The following is a 19,030-nucleotide window of genomic DNA, read 5'->3' on the forward strand; positions in this document are numbered from 1 at the left end:
TGGGGGTACAATTGATCTGCCAGGGCCGCAAGGGGCTTGAGCTGACCGACGGCCAAGCCCTGTATAGGGGCGCTGCGAAATGCAATGTGAAGGGTTTTTTGTCTGTCAAATCCCCTCATTCACCTCTCCGCACCAACGACGGCAGAGAGGATGAAGGGGTATCGACATGATGCGATCGGTGCTACTTCACGAAGCCAAGCAGCATCTCGCGGATAACCTTGCTGGCCGTAATCGGTGTCTGCTCGGTCGGGTCATAGATCGGCGCGACTTCTACGAGGTCGCAGCCGACGACGTTCGCCTCGGAACAGGCGATGAGATGTACGGCTTCGAGCAGCTCCTTGGACGTAATGCCGCCCGCTTCCGCCGTGCCGGTGCCCGGCGCGCAGCTTGGATCGAGCACGTCGATATCGATCGTGACGTAGACCGGACGTCCTGCCAGCTCCGGCAGCACGCTCTTCAGCGGGGAAGCCACATCGAACGGATAGAAGTTAATGTTCTCGCGGGCATAGGCCCACTCCTCGCGGGAGCCGGAACGGATGCCGAATTGGTAGATGTTTTTGCCGCCCATCATTTCCGCCGCCTTGCGGATCGGTGTTGAGTGTGACAGCGGCTCGCCTTCATACTGCTCGCGCAGGTCGGCATGCGCATCGATATGGATAATCGCCAGATCCGGATACTTCTTGTACACTGCCTGGATAACCGGCCAGGAGACGAGATGCTCGCCGCCCAGCCCGACCGGGAACTTATTGTCAGCCAGCAGCTTGCTCACGAACTCCCCGATAATGTCCAGGCTCTTCCCCGCGTTGCCGAACGGCAGCAGCAGATCCCCGGCATCGAAGTAGTTCAGCTCCTCCATGCTCTTGTCGAGATAAGGGCTGTACTCCTCCAGTCCGATCGAAGCCTCGCGGATGCGGGCTGGACCGAAGCGCGAACCCGGACGGAATGACACTGTGTAATCCATCGGCATGCCGTAAATGACCGCCTTGGCACTCTCATAATCTTCCGAACTGTAGATGAATACATTGCCCGAGTATTTTTGATCCAATTTCATAGATATGCTCCTCCTTGCTGCAGCCTGCCTTATGGCCTATTTGCACAGATCCTCAACGAATTTGGGCAACACGAAGGCAGCGTAATGCAATCGCGGCGAGTAGTACTTCGTCTCCATCTCCGGAATGCTTGCTTCCTTCACCTTCAGCGGATCATGCTTCTTGCTGCCCATCGTGAACGTCCATAGGCCGCTCGGATAGGTTGGAATGTTCGCCGCGTATACGCGGACGATTGGAAAAATCCCCTTCACGTCGCGGTTCACCTTCTGAATCAGATCGGCCTTGAACCAAGGATTGTCCGTCTGCGCGACGAACAGGCCGTCATCCTTCAACGCATCGTAGATGCCTTGGTAGAAGCCGCGCTCGAACAATGGAGCCGCCGGGCCAACCGGCTCGGTAGAGTCGACCATAATGACGTCGTACTCGTCCTTGTTGTTCAATATATGCATATATCCGTCATTCACCTGCACTTCAACCCGCGGGTTGTCCAGCTCGGAGGCGATTTCCGGAAGGTATTTTTTCGAATATTCAATGACTTGGCCGTCGATATCGACAAGAACAGCCTTCTCAACCGAAGGATGCTTCATAATCTCGCGCATCACTCCACCGTCTCCTCCGCCGACGACCAGCACTTTCCTCGGATTCGGATGCGTTACGAGTGCCGGGTGCGCCACCATTTCATGATAGACGAATTCATCCTTCACCGTAGTCATGACCATACCATCCAATACGAGCATTCGTCCGAACTCTTCGGTATCCAGCATGGCCAAATGCTGAAACGGCGTCTGTTCATTCACGTAGGTCTCGCGAATTTTCGCCGTAATGCCAAAGCTTTCCGTCTGCTTCTCTGTAAACCATAATTCCATAGGAATCAACCTTCTTTCTTATCGGTATGGTGTCGTTGGTCCCTGCTGAAATGCCCGTAATGGTTCCCATGTGTACATTCGTAACACTTCATCTACATATCGCACCAAGCTGCTGAGGTATAAATAGACCATTTTTTGTATTATACGCGAGTCACCCCATCTTAGCAAAATAAATAAAACGGCCGGCAGGGAATCCTCTCGCGGTGCCCAATCGGGCATCTGCTTCTCCTCATTGTCCCCCTGTTTCCTGTGCCCCGGATGCGGATGAAGACCCGCTTCCACTGTGCTGAGGCAGCTGATTTTTTAGCTTGCCAGGAATAAGCCGTTCTATTCTTTTCCATACTGGGAAATAACATAAATGGATGTCAATCGAGCGGGAAATCGGGAATAAGGAGGAGTCAGCATGGATCGACGCCGCACACCAACCAAGCAGCGCAAGCGGCTTCGCTTGCTGCTGATTAGTTCCAGCGCCGCCTTCGTCATGGCGATCGGCGTGGCTGCCTCCGTGCTCGGTTACCTCTATGTAAGCGATCTGCCCGTTATCGCGACCGAGCAGGCCTCCCGGATTCTGGACGGTCAAGGCGAGCTTCTGACGACGCTGTCACCGGGACAGAAGCAGCAGGTGCACGTCCCCTTGAAGGATATGGCCGAGGACCTGGTGCACGCGACGCTGGCTACAGAAGATCGGCAGTTCTATCACCATCCCGGGATCGACGTGAAGGGCATTGCACGGGCAGCGCTCGTCAATCTGGAGAACATGTCCACGCGACAAGGAGCCAGCACATTGACCCAACAGCTGGCGCGCAATCTGTATTTGAGCCATGAACGGACATGGAAGCGGAAGGTAAAAGAAGCGCTGTATGCCATGCAGATGGAGATGAAGTACACCAAGGACGAGATTCTCGAGATGTATCTGAATCAAATCTATTACGGGCATGGCGCCTATGGGATCGAAGCGGCGGGGCGGCTCTACTTCGACAAGTCGGCCCGCGATCTGAACTTGGCGGAGAGCGCCGTACTGGCGGGCATTCCACGCGGCCCTGTCTATTATTCTCCCTTCCTGCAAATGAAAAATGCGAAGGATCGGCAAAAAACCGTGCTGAACGGCATGGTCGAGACCGGGTATATCTCGCAGGAGGCAGCCGACAAGGCCTACCACGAGATGCTCGCCTTCCGGCCGCATACGGAACGCCCGGATACGCTCGTCGCCCCCTACTTCCGCGATTATGTACGGCGGGAGCTGACTGATCTTGGCATCCCGGAAGTGGCGGTCGACGGCGGGGGCCTGCTCGTCTATACGACGCTTGACGCCCGGGTGCAGCAGGCGGCCGAGGAAGCGGTGGCGAAGCAGATTTCAGCGGAAGGAGAACTGCAGGTGGCCCTTATCGCCATTGATCCCCGCAACGGGTACATCAAGGCGATGATCGGCGGCAATAACTACCGCCTCAATCAATACAATCGCGTATTCACGGACACACGCCAGCCGGGCTCGACCTTCAAGCCGATTGTGTATCTGGCCGCCCTGGAGGAGAAGGCAATCACAGCGGCGACCCACTTCGTAAGCGAGCCGACGGCTTTTCCTTATGATGACGGGCGGCAGGTGTACCGGCCGAGCAACTATGGCAGCAAGTATCATGGCGACATCGATCTCCGCCAGGCGATTGCCGCCTCCGACAACATCTATGCGGTTCATACGTTCATGCAGATCGGTCCCGACAAGGTCATCTCGCTGGCACAGCGGCTCGGCATCAACGGAGCGATGAAGCCGCTCCCGTCCTTGGCACTCGGCACCTTCCCGGTCAGCCCGTTCGACATGGCCGCCGCCTACGGCGTCTTCAGCAATGAGGGCAAGCGGGTCATCCCGCGCGCGATCCTGAAGGTTACGGATCCGACTGGCCGAATATTGTACGAAGCGCCGCCAGTGGAGGCGGAGCAAGTCGTGAACCCGGCGGAAGCTTACGTGATCACCAATCTAATGGAGAGCGTATTCGAAGCGGGCGGGACCGGCAACCGCGTCTCACCGGTCATTAAGCGGCCCGTAGCCGGGAAGACGGGCACGACCGATGCCGACGCCTGGATCGTCGGCTACACCCCGGAGATGTCGACCGCAGTATGGGTCGGCTACGATAGGGGCAAGAACATCTCGCTGACCGAATCGCACAAGGCTTCGCCGATCTTCGCCGAGTTCATGGAGAAGGCGCTGCACAGCGTGCCGCCCAAAATTTTTACGGTGCCGGATGATGTGGTCAACCTCTATATTGATCCGGATTCAGGACAGCTCGCCAAGGAGAAATGTCCGGGCAAGCGGCTGGAGACGTTCGTCCAAGGGACGGAGCCGACGGAATGGTGCGGCCTGCATCGTTCGACGAAGCCGGACGCGGTGCCGGAGAAGCCGATCGAGAAGGGGCCGGAGAAGCGCTCGTGGTGGCAGCATTTCAAGCGCTGGTGGACCGGATAAGGCATCGAGCAGAGGCGATCGGACACTCATCCTAAATACGCAAGATGAAGAATATCCGGACGCCCTGCGTGCTCCTCTTTTGGAAGTGCCGAAAATTAACGTGCGCCCGATTCCGCTGTAATGACTCCACAGTACGTCAGCGGAAATCGTAGGCCTGGGACGCCACCTACGCTGCAACACACAAAAAGACCTGTCCCCTCAAGCATGCAGGGATACAGGTCTTCTTCTCGTTTATGCAAGCTTCGACTTCAATTCCTCCGATGAACGCTCCCACCATTCCGCATTATGGGTCATCAGCAGCTCGCGCAGCGCAGTCTTCTCTTCCGCGTTAAGTCCGTCTACAATGACGCGGCGCTTCATCGCGTAATCCATATTGTTCACATGCTCGGCAAGAATTTTCCAGCCGCGACTGCCCTCTGTATCGATGAGCATCTCGCAGGCGGCGACTCCGCCATAGGATGTTCCTTCCGCTGACCGATCGACCGCAACCCACACGATCCAGCAGCGGCGGCCATTTCGCACATCCTCGCGATTCAGGGAGAACTTGATGCCCCGCTCCACCTTGCTCTTGGCATGCATGGCCCCCATATCGATGTATGCCCGGCCTTCGTCAATGATGACCGGAGAGACATTGTTCAAATCGATGCTGCCGGCGCCAAATCCTGTATGCTTAGTGCCGCTCACGACATTGAGCGCAAGAGGCTTCTTCATCTTCTTATCGGAAGATTCCATTCCGCACACTCCTTCCTCACCCGATGCTCCTGACTGCGGAGAGGCCGGGTATCAAAATCATTTTCATTTTAGCTAATATTCCGCAAAAAGCCAACATATACATGCCATAGAAGCTTGTCAACGGGAGGTAAAATCGTATGACCCGACGCAAATATTATCGTCCACTGCTCTGGATCGCTGCACTTCTCATCGTAAGCTCCATCTTGTATGTCCGCTACTGGTCTTCTGGGTCGGTCCCTTCCCTCGGTTCGGACATGCCGAAGAACATCGCTATGGAGCCTGTTACTCCGCAGAACGTCGAGTCTCCAGCTGCAGAAGTGCTAAGTGAACGTATCGTTGAATATCATATCAATGTCAGATTGGACGAGTCCGCTCATCTGCTTCAGGGCGCCCAGACCGTAACATGGATTAACCCAGGCAAAAAAACGGTGAACGAGCTCTACTTCCATCTGTATCCGAATGCATTCGAGTCCCCGGACACGACCTTCATGCGGGAGTCGGGCGGCAGGATGCGGGAAGACACCATGCCGGCGGACGGATACGGCGGCATGAGTTTAACATCGCTGGAGACGACCGACGGCATGTCCTTAATGAACCGGATTCAATATGTCCAGCCCGATGACGGCAATGCAAAAGACAAGACACTTATGAAAATTCGGCTTCCTCAGCCGGTCAAGAGCTACGAGAAAATTACGCTCACCATGAACTTCGAAGTGAAGCTGCCCAAAGTATTCGCCCGTATGGGGTATGCGGATGATTTCGTCATGGCCGGCCAATGGTTCCCCAAGCTGGTTGCTTATGAGAAGGTCGGGGTAAGGGGCCATTCGGCCGAAGGCTGGAATCTGCACCAATATCATGGCAACTCCGAGTTTTACGCCAATTATGGTATTTACAGCGTCAAGATTCAGGTTCCCGACACGTATACCGTCGCGGCAACCGGGTTCCCTACGAAGACACCGGTATTGGTGAACGGCCGCAAGACGTATCAATTCTATGCAGATGATGTTCATGATTTCGCGTGGGCCGCCTCACCGAACTTCATCTACGTAGAGGAGCCATTCTCATCGTTAAATGTGCCAGGTGTGCGCATCAAGCTCTATCTCGATCCGAAGCATGAGAATTTGAAGGAGCGATATCTGTTTGCGGCGAAGGCCGCGATCTCCAAGTTCAGTGAATGGTATGGTTCGTATCCGTATTCGACCCTATCCATCGTCGTGCCGCCCAAGGCGGCCAACGGCGCGGGCGGCATGGAATATCCTACGCTTATCACCGCCTTCGGAGCGGAAGACGACAGTCCGGGCTACAATCTGGAACGAACCGTCGTTCATGAAATCGGACACCAATATTTCTACGGGCTGCTCGCTTCCAATGAATTCGAGGAAGCATGGCTGGATGAGGGCCTCACCTCCTATGCCGAAGACAAGCTGATGGAGCATGAATTCGGAGTCGCTCCGAATCTGGCCGTACAGGGGAGCTATATAACGGACCCGGCTCCGCTCAAGCTGGTGGCGTGGGGATACAAAGACCACAAACATTATGCCGAAAATGTGTACATGCGTTCCAAGCTGGTTCTGCTCGCCATCGAGAAGCAAGTCGGCGAAAAGACGATACGCCGCATCATGCGGACGTACACGCAGAGGTACCGCTTCAAGCATCCGACGACCGCAGATTTCCAGCGCGTCGTCGAGCAGGTTACCAAGAGGAAGTGGAACGATTTCTTCAACCAATATATTTACGGGAACCAAATGGCGGACTTCGCTGTCGAGGGGATCGATACCCGCGTTGTGGACAGCGAGGGAACCTCCCGCTATGAGGCTACGGTTCACATCGTGAAAAAGGGGGCTGATTATCCGAGCGTACCGATTGTATTCCACTTCGCGGATAGCAACACCACCCGCAAAGTGTGGATCGGAGACGGTGAACGTATGCAGTACCGGATCAGCCATACGGCGCCACTGGACTGGGTCATGATCGACCCGCTCTATACGATAGTCGTGGAGAATAAGCATATCAACAATTATATGAAGGCGCATGTGGAGGAGCCCATCCGCACCCGCGTCAATCTGTCCATCGTCAAATTGCTTGAAATGATCTCGAATGCAATAGGGTGGTGAATCGAATGAAAGCCAATATGAGTCATGGTCTGTCCTGGGTGAAGGAGCATATCTATATCGTAGTCATCCTCTTCTTATATCAATTATTATGGGGCTTCTTCGTCTATCGCTTCATTGACAGCGCGGTGCTTCCCGCCCTGCAGCGTTATCCCGATCCCGCGCCGACCGAGATGACGGCACGGCTGTTCCTGGCGGAAAGCCAGTTCCGTCTGATGAAGACGAACGATTACTTGCCCTTTCTATGGACGTTGGCCGCCTTTATCTTCATCCGCCTGCTGCTGACGCCATTCATCCGGGCCGGCGTACTTTATTCAATGGCACGGCAATCCGGGTCGGGGCTCGCTTTTTTCGAAGGAATCAAATCGATCTGGAAGCCGATGCTGCTCCTCTACTGGCTTGAGGCCTTGCTTACCGCGCTTCCTGCCTACTGGTTCATCCCACATGCCATGCATCAGTTCGCGGACCGTCCGACACTGGCGGCCGTGATGACCGACATCGTGCCTTACGCTGCCCTGTGGCTGCTGGGCGCGTGGGTTGTCCGCCAGTTGTTCCTGTCGATGCAGTTCGGGGCCGCCTCGGAGCTCCCTATCCTGCATGCCATCCTACAAGGGATTCGACGCATGGCTCCGCTGTTGGGCTTGTCCGCTATATTTACCGGCATTGCCCTACTGTCCGGTCTTCTGTTCACCGCAGCGGCCATGTTCTGGACCGGGCTGACGGCGCTTATTCTGCAGCAGGCGTTCCCTGCCGTCCATACACTCCTCCAGTTATGGGGATTGTCCTCCCGTTATTCAGTATGGCAGCAATCGGGGACGGAGGTGAAATAAGGCGAGAGGAGAGGCTATTTCTGTCCAAATTAGAGGGTAATCCTTGCTCTGAAGTCAAAAAAAACTTGTCCAATTCGTCACACCGTGGCGGCTTGGGCAAGTTTTTTTGGTATTTATGGACAAAAAGTATTTGTCAAAGCAAAAAAGGTTTGTTACAATAAGTCTTAGATTTATTACAACTTTGTCATGAAAACCGCAATATTCTTGTATTTTTGTTACATATCATTGAACCTAAATCTTAAAAAAGAAGGCCGAATTTCCGGATGTTCGGAAAGCGGGGGAACCAGTTTTTAGGGTGAATTGATCTCATTCGCTTCGATCAGAGATCATAGGGGACCTTCAACCGAACCCTCCAGCTAACCTCGCAGGCAAGGAAGGGGCTTTATCATTTGAAGAAGAAGCTGGTAACTGCTGCATTGGGGCTTGGCCTCCTATTCTCTTTCAGTGCAGGCAGCGCATTTGCAGACACGAAGATGGATTCGACGATTGACGATTTGCTAGGAATTTCCTACACGTATGGCGGAACGACAGCTAATGGTTTCGACTGTTCTGGTTTCACGAAGTACGTATTCGACAAATTCAAAATTGATCTGCCGCGTTCGTCTTCTTCCCAATTCGAAGTGGGCGAGAAGGTTAGTAAGAGCGACCTTCGACCTGGCGACCTGGTCTTTTTTGACACTAGCGGCGGCAATGGCGTATCGCATGTCGGCATCTATGTTGGAGACGGCAAGTTCGCCCATGCTTCGACGAACAAAGGCACATGCATTGATGAGTTGAGCATGGATTATTACGAAAAGCGTTATGTTGGTTCTCGCCGCGTCATGAGTGAGAAGGAATACACTGCCTACGTTACGGAAGAATAGAATAGTACTGCAATCATTTTTATATTGGTTACCTAACCCGATGGGAAGCGAATCATCGCTGCTTATCGGGTTTTTACATTGCCCTGTCCATGATTTCTCCCATTTTGCTGCAATGGGGGGAACTTAATTCTGAATTTGGAGGAACGAGGGTCCAGCTTCCCCTTCCTTAGATTTGTAGACTGCCTTGTCAAGCAAGGCAGTCTGCTCGGGCCGACAGTGCTCTTGGTTTACTACCCTGCTCGTCTATTTTCAGTTAGACCGGCAATTATTCACCATGATGTTCCATATTTCGATGTTTCTCGTGGAACAGTTTGCCTTCCTTGACCAACTTCTCCCTCAACTCTTGTCGAATCTGCTTGCCGGTCTTGCCTTCCGTTGCAATGCCATGCTTCTTCGCAAGCAGCTGTATTTTTTTCTCGTACAGCGATTTCATCTGCTGCTGCAATTCTTGCATTTGCGTCTTGATCTGTTCCAATTCCTTGTCCGTATCGGCTGCTTGCCCGTTACCGGTGCTGCCCTTATCCGCCGCGTTCTTCGGCTGTGCCGTATCCGACAAGACCTGCCCAAAAGGCAGCCATTGGGCCGCTTCATTGGCGCTTCCCGCTTCTGCCGCGACCGGTGAGGCGAGCAGCAGAAGCATGAGGGTCGTCCATGCTGCTACAGTTGAAGTTCGCTTCATGAGTATCCACCTCCTTATGCCGAAGTTGGTACTAGTATGTTCATCCAACCTGAAACAAAACTGAAAGGAAGTTAAAACTTTGTTCAGACCGAATATGAAGCGACTAGTTCCCCAATGTGAAGTCCCCGGAACGAGTTCGGACCTTCAGCATCGTTCCACCATTGCCGAATGCCCCACGTACCGTATGGCCATTCTTGTCTTGCTCCTCGTAACGTACGCCGTCCCAACGAATACGTCCGCTACCCGAGTTCCCGCTGAAGTCTATCTCCAAATCTGTCGGCTCTTTGGTTAGGCTGACGGTTACATTGCCGCTGGCCGCCTTCAGATCCGCATCGTCCCGCAGCTCATCCGCTTCAATCGTAATGTTGCCGGAGCCCGCTTCGCCGTTCAGCTTTGCATGTCCGTCCGACAATCTCACATTTCCGCTGCTCGTACGGAAGTTCAACACGTTGGACTCATACTTCTCCACTCGAAGCTTGCCGGAAGAAGCCGTAGCTTCCATCTCAACCGCTTCGATATCTTGAATGCGGATATTGCCGCTCTTCGTCTGAACAGTGAATGATTCGGCATGAATGTCCCCCGTCGCAATATCTCCTGATCCGGCATGCAGCGTGGCGGTCCGTGCTCCAATCCCGTTCATGCCGATGTTGCCGCTTCCCGTGCTTACTTCCATTAAGACACTATTGAGACGTTCCGCTTCGACATTGCCGCTCCCTACCGCGACTTGAAGCCCGTTCCATTGCCGTTCAGGCAGTTCAACCGTCAGTTGGACATCGAAAATAGGAACGCCGAACTGCATGCCCTCAGGCAGCTGAACACTCAATTGAAGCGTCTCTCCCTTCGAGGCCACCTTCAAGTCAATACTGTCCGCATCATAGCTGCTGAACCTGCCATGCAAGCGGGCGACAATATCGTCTGTGCTGCCGGGCAGCAGTCGGACATCCACGCTTCCGGTCTTGACGGCTACGTTCTTAATCCCGGCCGTATCAATCGACTTCTCGATATTTACCTCCTTGGTCGCCGCGTTGAGCAGACTGTCTCCCGCCTGTGAGAGCCATTCGCCAGACTTCTCCGCCATAGCAGGATTGAACGTGCATACAACTCCGATGATTCCGGCAATGATTAACAATATCCCGAAAACTTTTCTCATATTCTTCTCCTATAATCGCCCGTTTTTGCAGATGAACACGCGGCCCCCTTATTGGTCTGCTTTAGTATATCACGATGAGCCGCATCCATCTCCGGCCCGACGAAGTAAACGAAACCCGACTTAGGTCCAGTTCATGGAAACCCATGGGCCGCCGAAGTATCGGCTGTTATGACCAAAGCAGAGGTTAAGGATGCAGTCCATGAAATCACGGATGAATACTTGATGGAGAAGAAAAGTTCGGATACGCTAAGAGGCAGAGTTGTATGCTCCGCCTCTGCTTCGTGCCGGTTTATTTCAGGCCTGCCGGGATATCTTCCATCTCCAAGATGACGGGGCAATGATCGCTGCCGGTTATGGCCGCGTCGATCTTCGCGTCCTTGATAAAGTCATTCAAGCGGGCGGAGACGAGAAAATAGTCAATCCGCCAGCCGATATTCCGTTCCCGTACCTTCGGCATGAACGACCACCATGTATAAGCGTCCGTCCTGTCCGGATATCGGTGCCGGAACGTATCTATAAATCCGGCCTCCAGCAGCCGGGTCATCTTATCCCGCTCTTCCGGAGTGAAGCCAGAGTTGCCCTGGTTCGATTTCGCATTCTTCAGATCGATCTCCTGATGAGCCACATTCAAATCGCCACACACGATAACCGGCTTGTGGGCATCCAGTTCCTGCAAATAGCGGCGGAAGCGCTCCTCCCATTCTAGCCGGTATTCAAGCCGGGATAGATCCCGCTTCGCATTTGGCGTGTATACCGTAACAAGATAAAAGGACTCGAATTCCAGCGTAATGATCCGTCCCTCCGGTTCGGCATCCTCCTCCATGCCATAGCGTACCGATTGAGGCTCGATTCTCGTAAAGATGGCCGTCCCGGAATACCCTTTTTTCTCCGCATAATTCCAATATTTCCGGTACGGCTCGCCCAGCTCTATACCGATCTGGCCCTCTTGAAGCTTCGTCTCTTGTACGCAAAAAATATCGGCATCGCTTGCCTTGAAATAATCGAGAAACCCCTTATTGACGCAGGCCCGCAGGCCGTTAACGTTCCACGAAATCAGCTTCATCCTCTTGTTCTCCTTACCATAACCCCGTTCTGTTTACTGCTAGTGTATCATAGACACCAATCCATTAGAAAATGGGGCGATTCAATCAGACCAAGAGCCCGCCCCGGGTCATCCGGAACGGGCTCCAGTTTTCACGGCCGCTCTAATCCAATACCGCCGTCATATGCTCGGTCGTTACCGCCCAATGGGAGGCGGTCCAATACTTTTGCTTGTCTTTGACATAAATGATTTGCGGCGACTCATGCTTTACATCGAGACCCTCGGCAATCTGATTGGAGACGGGGCGGGACTCGATCACCTTAACGAGAACATAGTCGATATCGCGGTTCGGGTTGCCTTGCAAATACTGCTCGTACTCGTTCAGCGCATTTGTGCTAACGGGACAGGTGGTGCTGTGCTTCAACAGGACAACTCCGCGCTTCGATGATTGCTCTAATAGCTCTGCCCACTCGTCTACCGTCGTAATCTCCTTCCATTCCATCAATCGCTTACTCCTTTACCGTAGTCTTGCTGCCATTGGCGACAGACTGGAGCTATCCCGGGGAAGCGCAATACTGTACGACGCCGGCCATCACTGGAGCTGCAGCCGTAGCTGGATTCTCCGCTGCGCGCCCAGTCTTGGCTATAATCGATGAAGAGCTGGTGCAGCTCCGCTGCCGCCAGTATCGTGGCGAGCAGAACAAGCAGAAGCTTGTCGGGTACGCTCAATGCAGAGCCGACCGGCAGAAATACGGCGTAATATTGCAAAATATCCGCAATCCAGCCGACGAACAACAGCAGAGGCCGGCCGCGAACAGAAATGCGGATCCCCGGCGCAGGCTGGCCTGAGAACACCGTAGCAGCAAACTCTTTAGTGACTTCGGGATACTTTCCAGCTATTTTATTTTGAATATAACATACCGATCTGGCCCTGAACAGGGCGAATATATTACGACTAGCAGGACAAAGACACTAGTGTTGATTCGGAATACTCCGAAGCACCTTATACGAACGATACACCGCCATAGTCCCAAAATAAAGAACGCGCGTCCGACGGAGGCTCTTTCTTTTACTCATTTCCAGTTACAATCGGGTTTTCCTCGTAAGAACTCCAATCGCTCCAACTCCCTGCATACAAGCGGACCTGCGGGTAGCCAAGCTCGTGCAGCGCCAGCACATTCGGACAGGCGCTGACCCCCGAGCCGCAGTAGACGATGACCTCGCGCCCAGCTTCCAGCGCTTCCACGATAGTCGCGAGCTGCTTCCGGCGCTGCGCTTCCGGCTTCCAGGCGCCGCGCTCATCGACATTATCCTTCCAAAACTGATTGATCGCCCCTGGAATATGTCCCGCCTTCGTATCAATTGGCTCGGTCTCGCCCCGATAGCGCGCCGGGTCGCGCGAATCAACAAGCAGCACATCCGGCCGGCCCAGCTTGTCCCGAACCTCCTCCATGTGCGCCAGCATGTCTGCCCGAACCTCCGGCACAAAGGCAGTCGGCACGATAACCCGTTGCGCGTTGGTAACCGGGTACCCGGCGTCCTTCCAGGCTGTGAAGCCCACTTCCATCACATGGATGGCATCATGACCCAGCCAGCGCAGCATCCACCACAGCCGCGAGGCATACATCCCGCCTTGATCATCATACGCGACGACCCGGCTGCCGTTGCTGATGCCGGCCCGGCCGAGCCGTTCCGCCAATACGCCTAGATCAGGCAGCGGATGACGTCCGCCATGGACTTCCACTGGCGCCGACAGGACCGTATTCAGATCAAGATAGACCGCGCCTGGGATATGAGAGGAAATATAGTCTTCTCTCCCGGCCTCGGGCTGTCCGAGGTCGAAGCGGCAATCGACAATCACGATATCGGGCTCATTCATGCGGGCTAGTAGCCATTGCTTGGATACGAGAGTCTGTCTACTCATATAGCGCCTCCTTATTCGTGTACTTTTTATGCATAGTGTATCACAGAGACAGAACCGCCGACGATCTCTTGCGCGCCGATATTTCCCCCTTCCGCCCCCGCTTGTCGGGCGCCGGCCAGGTGACTGACAATTGCTCTACATCCATCATTGTCAAGCCAATTCAAACATGCGAAAATAGCAACTAAGAAACATCAAGCAACCGTATGCACGCTCTGGAACCGACGCCACAGCGTTCGGAATCTCCTGTTTGAGGAAGTGATTGCATTGCCAGCTTCTTACCGCCATTCCCCATCCCGCTCGCCGAGGCTGCCCTTCCGGGCGCGCACGATGACCGAGGAGGACGGCGCACATATCTGCTCGTGGACATATGAGCCGCCTTATCAACTGTATGGATTCCTCCCGTGGGAGCAAATGAAGAACCTCGAAGTCGAGTTCGGCGATGCCGGCATCCGAAGCGAGCAATATGTATCGGTGACGGATGCCGACGGGGAGCTGTTCGGCTTCACGCAATTGTTCCCTCTGCTCGGGGTGACCCGTCTCGGCCTGGGAATGCGCCCCGATCGAATCGGTCAAGGATATGGCGCGCCCTTCGTCCAGGCAATCGTCGAAGAAGCCCGGCGCCGCCATCCCGGCGATACGATCGATCTAGAAGTGCTGACCTGGAATGAACGAGCTATCCGCACGTACCGGCGCGCCGGATTCCGAATCACCGATACATATACACGGCAGACGCCGACCGGGCCCAGCGAATTCCACTGCATGGTCTATCACCCGTAACCCCGACCCCGGTTCATGACAATGGTCCGTTCAACATGAGCCGCAGTAAATATTAATATTTACCTCATTATCCATTACTATGAATATTATTTCTCTCCATTTGTCCGCCATACTGCCGCAGAACTGGATCCGGCGGCTTACACGCCCATCTCTTCTTCTCAGCGGTCAACAGAACAGGGCTTTTGCTGGCTCGTTCCGGAAGGAATTTGTAAGGGCTTCACCCCCAACTGCGATGGGCTTGAACGCCCGCGCAAAGGATGCAGGCCCCCCCCTTTCCCGGCCTCCCGTCTGCCGTTCCTTTTCGTTGCCATTAAAAAAAAGGTCAATTCTGCCGATAAATAAAAAAAGTAACGTATTAAAACTTTTACGCATTCCGTTGAACGCTGTCGAATTCGGGACGCAGGAAGTGCCATTAACTCATTGATGAGGTGTATGTAGAATCATGGAAATATCAACATTGATCGGTCTTATTCTCGGTGTCGTTTCAATTGGGCTAGGGATGGTTTTTAAAGGCGCGCCGCTTTCGAATTTGATCAACCCTGCTGCTATCATGATTATTTTTGTCGGTACGGCAGCATCGCTTTTTATCGGCTTTCCGATGCGGGAAATAAAAAAATTTCCCAAGCTGTTGAGTTTAATATTCAAGCCTCAGCAGCTGGTTGATCGGGTACAACTGATTCAGACATTTATGGAATGGGCCAGCATTACCCGGCGCGAAGGCTTGTTGGCACTCGAATCAAAGATTGACGACATTCAGGATGACTTCCTTCGCAACGGAATGCGAATGATCATCGACGGGAACGATCACGACTTCGTGCGCGATGTATTAATGGAAGATATTCATTCGACCGAAGAGCGCCACCGTGCGGGCGCGCTTATTTTTTCCCAGGCAGGAACCTACGCACCGACGCTCGGGGTATTGGGGGCCGTTATCGGCTTGATCGCCGCTCTAGGGGATATGAGCGACATGGATAAACTGGCCCACGCGATCGCAGCGGCCTTCGTCGCGACACTGATGGGGATTTTCTCCGGTTATGTGCTCTGGCACCCGATTGCCAACAAATTGAAGCGGCTGTCGTACAGTGAAATTCAGATTCGGTTGATGATGGTGGAAGGCTTGTTATCCATTCAATCCGGCGTATCGACAATTGCCATTAACCAGAAGCTGTCCGTCTTCCTGACGCCAAGCGAGCGCGCACAGCTTGATACGAAGGGAGAGGCTGGAGAATGAGCAACAAGCGTCACCCGCCTCACGAGGAACATGTCGATGAATCTTGGCTGATCCCGTATGCGGATGTTTTGACTCTGCTGCTGGCCCTGTTTATTGTACTATATTCGATGAGCTCGGTAGATGCGCAGAAGTTCCAAGAAGTGAGCCAAGCCTTCAACATCGCCTTTGATGGCGGCGCAGGGATTCTCGATCAGCAAGCCATCATTTCGAACAATACCAACAACAGCGACCCGAGCACGGCCTCCCGTAACCGGGAGCGCAATGAATATATGGTCAAGGTCAAGCAAGAGCAGGCGGAACTAGAGGCACTTCTGGACAAGATGAATGAGTACATTGCCAATACCGGCTTGTCCGACCAATTGAACACTGAGCTCAATCATTCAGAGCTGAAAATAACGATTAAAGATAGCGCGCTGTTCGACTCCGGGCAAGCGAACCTCAAGTCCGACGCCCAACAGTTGGCCATCACTATCGGAGATATGCTGAAGGAGCACAAGGATCATGAATTTGTCATCAGCGGGCATACAGACAACCGTCCGATTCGCAACAACCGCTTCGAATCGAACTGGGATCTGAGCTCGGCCCGCGCACTCAGCTTCATGAAGGTCGTGCTTGAGCGTTCCGGAATCGATCCGAAGCAGTTCAAGGCCGTCGGCATGGGAGAATATCATCCGGTAGCCGATAATGGCACGGTCGAAGGACAGGCGCAGAATCGCCGAGTCGAAGTCTCGATCCTCCGCAAATTCGTAGATAACGACGGGCTATCGGATCCATCATCCGAATCTGATAACGGGACGGATGCTCCATAAGCAGTCTACGCTAAGACGAGAACAGAAGAGGGTGATGTCGCCGGAAGCTTCACGCTTCCAGCGGCAGCATCCTCTTCGTGACTCTAGTCTAGGTTGACATATTCTCCCCGGCAGGAACTGATAGCCTGTCGGCCGCCGCGCCTGCCGGTGCAGACGGGTCCACGACCGGCAGTATCACCATAACCTGCGTTCCCCGGTTCAACTCGCTCGTAATATCGATACAGCCCCGGTGACTTTGAATAATCCGCTGGCTCACCATGAGCCCCAGTCCGGTTCCCTTCTCCTTGTTAGTGAAGAACGGATCGCCTAAGCGGGACAAGTCTTCCGCCGCGATCCCAATCCCATAATCCTTGATGATGACGATGACGCTGGCGGTTCCGCACGCCTCCACGATCAATTCGATCTCGCCGCCGCCGGGCATCGCTTCCATCGCATTTTTAATAATATTGATAAAGACTTGCTTCAGCTGATTCTCCTCGCAGTCCACCAGGGGTACATCCTCCTCGAATCGCTTGACGAATTCAATATTGTCCAGATTGGCCTGACTGTCCAATAGGGAGAGCACACTGTTCATAATGAGGCGCATATCCTTCGGCTGGAACCGTACCGCCTGCGGCTTCGCCAGAATCAGAAATTCGCTGACAATCAGGTTGATCCGATCCAGCTCGGACAGCATCAGCTCAACATGGTTCTCATTGACACCCTTGGTCTGCTGCTGCAATTGCAGGAACCCGCGGAGCGTCGTCAGCGGATTGCGGATTTCATGGGCGACGCCGGCAGCCAGTTGGCCAACGGTCGTCAGCTTCTCCGATCTCCGGAGCAGTTCCTCCATCCGCTTGCGGCTCGTCATATCCCGGGTAATGCTCGCCCAGGCAATACGCTGCCCGTTCTCGTCATAGATCGGAGAAGTGCTCACGCTGACGTCAAGCAGCCGCCCATCCTTCGTCAGCCGCGTCGTCTCCCGGTTGCTGACGGATTCGCCGTCGACAAGTGCCGCTTCCGACCTTCGCTCCTCCTCCATGGCTGATTCAGGCAATGTGGGCAGCGGGTGGCCTACCACTTCCTCCTCCGTCCATCCAAACATATCGACGAAGGCCTGGTTCACCCGCTTCACCAGACCTTGCAGATCGGTCACATGGATCGCATCATTGGACTGGTTGATGAACGATTCGAGATGCTCCTTCATCTCCCGGTTCTCTTCATAGAGCGCGGTTAACCGGCCGGTAGAGAGCTGAAGATTGCAGGCCATCATATTAATGCGATGGGCCAGCAGCCCAAGCTCATCCTTGCGCTCGATGTTCAACTGAGTGTCGAACTGGCCGGCGGATATCATGTTGACCTTGTTCAATATCGAATTGATCGGCTTGATAATCATGCCTGCGAACAAATAGCTGGACATAAGCACCGCTTCCAGCAGCAGGACTCCGATCGCGATATTCCGCATCAATTGATCGTGCAGCGCCGCATTCAGCGATTCAAAATCCATAACTACGCTCAATACGTAAGGCTCCTGGCTCTGCGTTCCCTGAATCGGAATAAAGCTCTTAATAATAGGGCGCCGTTGAAAGTTACTTTCATAGAATAGCGGCTTGTTCTCGGCCAGCGCTTCCCGGACATAGCCGATATCACGGTTGTCGCGGATATTGTAGATCCCGTACAGCACCTGGCTGTCCGGCTGCCGAATATATTGGACGCCATCACTGCGCAGCGTAACCTCCGGAATCTGCTCCATCGCCTGCGGATTCAACGCGCTGATCTCCACCACATTCGCTTGGGTGCGAATCGTCTGATGGATGAGCAGATGCGGCTTGTTCAGCTCGGAATATATATCTACATTCCCGTCGCATATATAGGGATTAATAATATAATCCCGCTTGCCGTCATAGTAATACCCCCACTTGTCCATGAATTCCGGGTTGGACGTCGAGATGTCGAACGGGCCGGACCAGAAACGATCCCTAATCTGGCCTTCCTGTACCGTTACCGGCTCCTCGTTCAGCATCTGATCAAATGCTTTGTACCAGTAGCCCCATTTGCGGGTGGACAGGCCGATTTCCTTGAGGTCGGACGACTTCTCAATAATAATATCCTCCCCGTTGGGGGAACGGTGCAGCAGAGAAATGTCGGCGAGCCCCAATTCCTTGGACAGCTTCTCGAGCTGTTCATTCGTCACCTCTTCCACCTTGGCAGGAAGCTTGTCCGCCGCATAAATGGAAGCAATATATAATTTCTCAGCCAATTGGATCTCAAATGCTTGGGAAGCCTGCAGAGATTGCTTATAGGAGATATTAATCTGCTGCGCAATCACATTCATGCGCTGCTGCATTTCCTCGATGAGTTTATCCTTAGTGATATTATAGGTGAGGGTCATATGAAGTAAGAGTACGACGAGCACAATGCAAGAAATCGAGATCGATAACTTGGCTTTAATCGAAAGTTTCATGCTTCACCTCTATCAGGTGTCTATCCTAAGCTGTAGGTAACTAGCGCGACTTTTCCTGACAAATGT

General features: G+C 53.7%; 17 protein-coding genes and 1 riboswitch. Of the genes, 7 read left to right on the plus strand and 10 right to left on the minus strand.

What is annotated here, in order from left to right; translation table 11 throughout:
- Positions 1–181: 181 nt before the first annotated feature.
- Together speB and speE are read right to left on the minus strand one after the other, a co-directional pair.
- Positions 182–1,051 (minus strand): agmatinase, encoded by an 870-nt coding sequence (speB, locus tag PPOP_RS04330; RefSeq protein ID WP_006284854.1) that lies wholly within the window; start codon positions 1,049–1,051, stop codon positions 182–184.
- Positions 1,052–1,087: 36 nt separating this feature from the next.
- Entirely contained in the window at positions 1,088–1,915 is an 828-nt protein-coding gene (gene speE / locus PPOP_RS04335) for a polyamine aminopropyltransferase (RefSeq protein WP_006284855.1), read from the minus strand.
- Between the two features lie 403 nt (positions 1,916–2,318).
- Between speE and PPOP_RS04340 the strand changes: the two genes are divergently transcribed.
- Positions 2,319–4,373 carry a transglycosylase domain-containing protein gene (locus tag PPOP_RS04340; RefSeq protein ID WP_006284856.1) on the plus strand — a complete coding sequence of 685 codons (2,055 nt, stop codon included), beginning with the start codon at positions 2,319–2,321 and terminating at the stop codon, positions 4,371–4,373.
- A 231-nt stretch (positions 4,374–4,604) separates the two neighbouring features.
- On the opposite strand, the gene PPOP_RS04345 is transcribed toward PPOP_RS04340, so the two are convergent.
- Positions 4,605–5,105 (minus strand): YwhD family protein, encoded by a 501-nt coding sequence (locus tag PPOP_RS04345; RefSeq protein ID WP_006284857.1) that lies wholly within the window; start codon positions 5,103–5,105, stop codon positions 4,605–4,607.
- A 137-nt stretch (positions 5,106–5,242) separates the two neighbouring features.
- Between PPOP_RS04345 and PPOP_RS04350 the strand changes: the two genes are divergently transcribed.
- The 3 genes from PPOP_RS04350 (at position 5,243) to PPOP_RS04360 (ending at position 8,909) form a co-directional block, all read left to right on the plus strand.
- Positions 5,243–7,219, plus strand: coding sequence for a M1 family metallopeptidase (locus tag PPOP_RS04350; protein ID WP_006284858.1), 1,977 nt, complete (start codon positions 5,243–5,245; stop codon positions 7,217–7,219).
- A 5-nt stretch (positions 7,220–7,224) separates the two neighbouring features.
- A complete protein-coding gene (locus PPOP_RS04355; RefSeq protein WP_006284859.1) occupies positions 7,225–8,046 on the plus strand; it encodes a hypothetical protein in 822 nt (273 codons plus the stop codon).
- Positions 8,047–8,285: 239 nt separating this feature from the next.
- Positions 8,286–8,432: riboswitch (cyclic di-AMP (ydaO/yuaA leader) on the plus strand.
- 3 nt (positions 8,433–8,435) lie between these two features.
- A complete protein-coding gene (locus PPOP_RS04360) occupies positions 8,436–8,909 on the plus strand; it encodes a C40 family peptidase (RefSeq protein ID WP_042227414.1) in 474 nt (157 codons plus the stop codon).
- A 265-nt stretch (positions 8,910–9,174) separates the two neighbouring features.
- Here the strand turns inward: PPOP_RS04360 and PPOP_RS04365 are convergent, their stop codons facing one another.
- From PPOP_RS04365 to PPOP_RS04390, 6 genes are all read right to left on the minus strand, one after another.
- Positions 9,175–9,588, minus strand: a complete 414-nt coding sequence (locus tag PPOP_RS04365; protein ID WP_006284861.1) for a hypothetical protein — start codon at positions 9,586–9,588, stop codon at positions 9,175–9,177.
- A 103-nt stretch (positions 9,589–9,691) separates the two neighbouring features.
- Positions 9,692–10,738, minus strand: coding sequence for a DUF4097 family beta strand repeat-containing protein (locus PPOP_RS04370; protein WP_006284862.1), 1,047 nt, complete (start codon positions 10,736–10,738; stop codon positions 9,692–9,694).
- Positions 10,739–11,027: 289 nt separating this feature from the next.
- Entirely contained in the window at positions 11,028–11,801 is a 774-nt protein-coding gene (locus PPOP_RS04375; RefSeq protein WP_006284863.1) for an exodeoxyribonuclease III, read from the minus strand.
- A gap of 142 nt (positions 11,802–11,943) precedes the next feature.
- Positions 11,944–12,282, minus strand: coding sequence for a bacillithiol system redox-active protein YtxJ (gene ytxJ, locus PPOP_RS04380; RefSeq protein WP_006284864.1), 339 nt, complete (start codon positions 12,280–12,282; stop codon positions 11,944–11,946).
- Positions 12,282–12,635: a hypothetical protein gene (locus PPOP_RS04385; RefSeq protein ID WP_006284865.1), complete on the minus strand. Its 354-nt coding sequence runs from the start codon at positions 12,633–12,635 to the stop codon at positions 12,282–12,284. Before PPOP_RS04385 ends, ytxJ begins: the two co-directional genes overlap by 1 nt.
- Before the next feature lie 214 nt (positions 12,636–12,849).
- A complete protein-coding gene (locus PPOP_RS04390; protein ID WP_006284866.1) occupies positions 12,850–13,704 on the minus strand; it encodes a sulfurtransferase in 855 nt (284 codons plus the stop codon).
- A gap of 327 nt (positions 13,705–14,031) precedes the next feature.
- Here PPOP_RS04390 and PPOP_RS04395 point away from each other — a divergent pair, with 327 nt between their 5' ends.
- The 3 genes from PPOP_RS04395 (at position 14,032) to PPOP_RS04405 (ending at position 16,521) form a co-directional block, all read left to right on the plus strand.
- A complete protein-coding gene (locus PPOP_RS04395; protein ID WP_006284867.1) occupies positions 14,032–14,481 on the plus strand; it encodes a GNAT family N-acetyltransferase in 450 nt (149 codons plus the stop codon).
- A 442-nt stretch (positions 14,482–14,923) separates the two neighbouring features.
- Positions 14,924–15,712 carry a flagellar motor stator protein MotA gene (motA, locus tag PPOP_RS04400; protein WP_006284868.1) on the plus strand — a complete coding sequence of 263 codons (789 nt, stop codon included), beginning with the start codon at positions 14,924–14,926 and terminating at the stop codon, positions 15,710–15,712.
- Complete coding sequence (locus tag PPOP_RS04405) at positions 15,709–16,521, plus strand: flagellar motor protein MotB (RefSeq protein WP_006284869.1); 813 nt, start codon at positions 15,709–15,711, stop codon at positions 16,519–16,521. Before motA ends, PPOP_RS04405 begins: the two co-directional genes overlap by 4 nt.
- 88 nt (positions 16,522–16,609) lie before the next feature.
- Here PPOP_RS04405 and PPOP_RS04410 read toward each other — a convergent pair whose 3' ends face one another.
- Positions 16,610–18,964, minus strand: a complete 2,355-nt coding sequence (locus PPOP_RS04410; protein WP_006284870.1) for a PAS domain S-box protein — start codon at positions 18,962–18,964, stop codon at positions 16,610–16,612.
- Between the last annotated feature and the right edge of the window lie 66 nt (positions 18,965–19,030).

It is taken from the genome of Paenibacillus popilliae ATCC 14706 (assembly GCF_000315235.1).
GTDB lineage: Bacteria > Bacillota > Bacilli > Paenibacillales > Paenibacillaceae > Paenibacillus_B > Paenibacillus_B popilliae.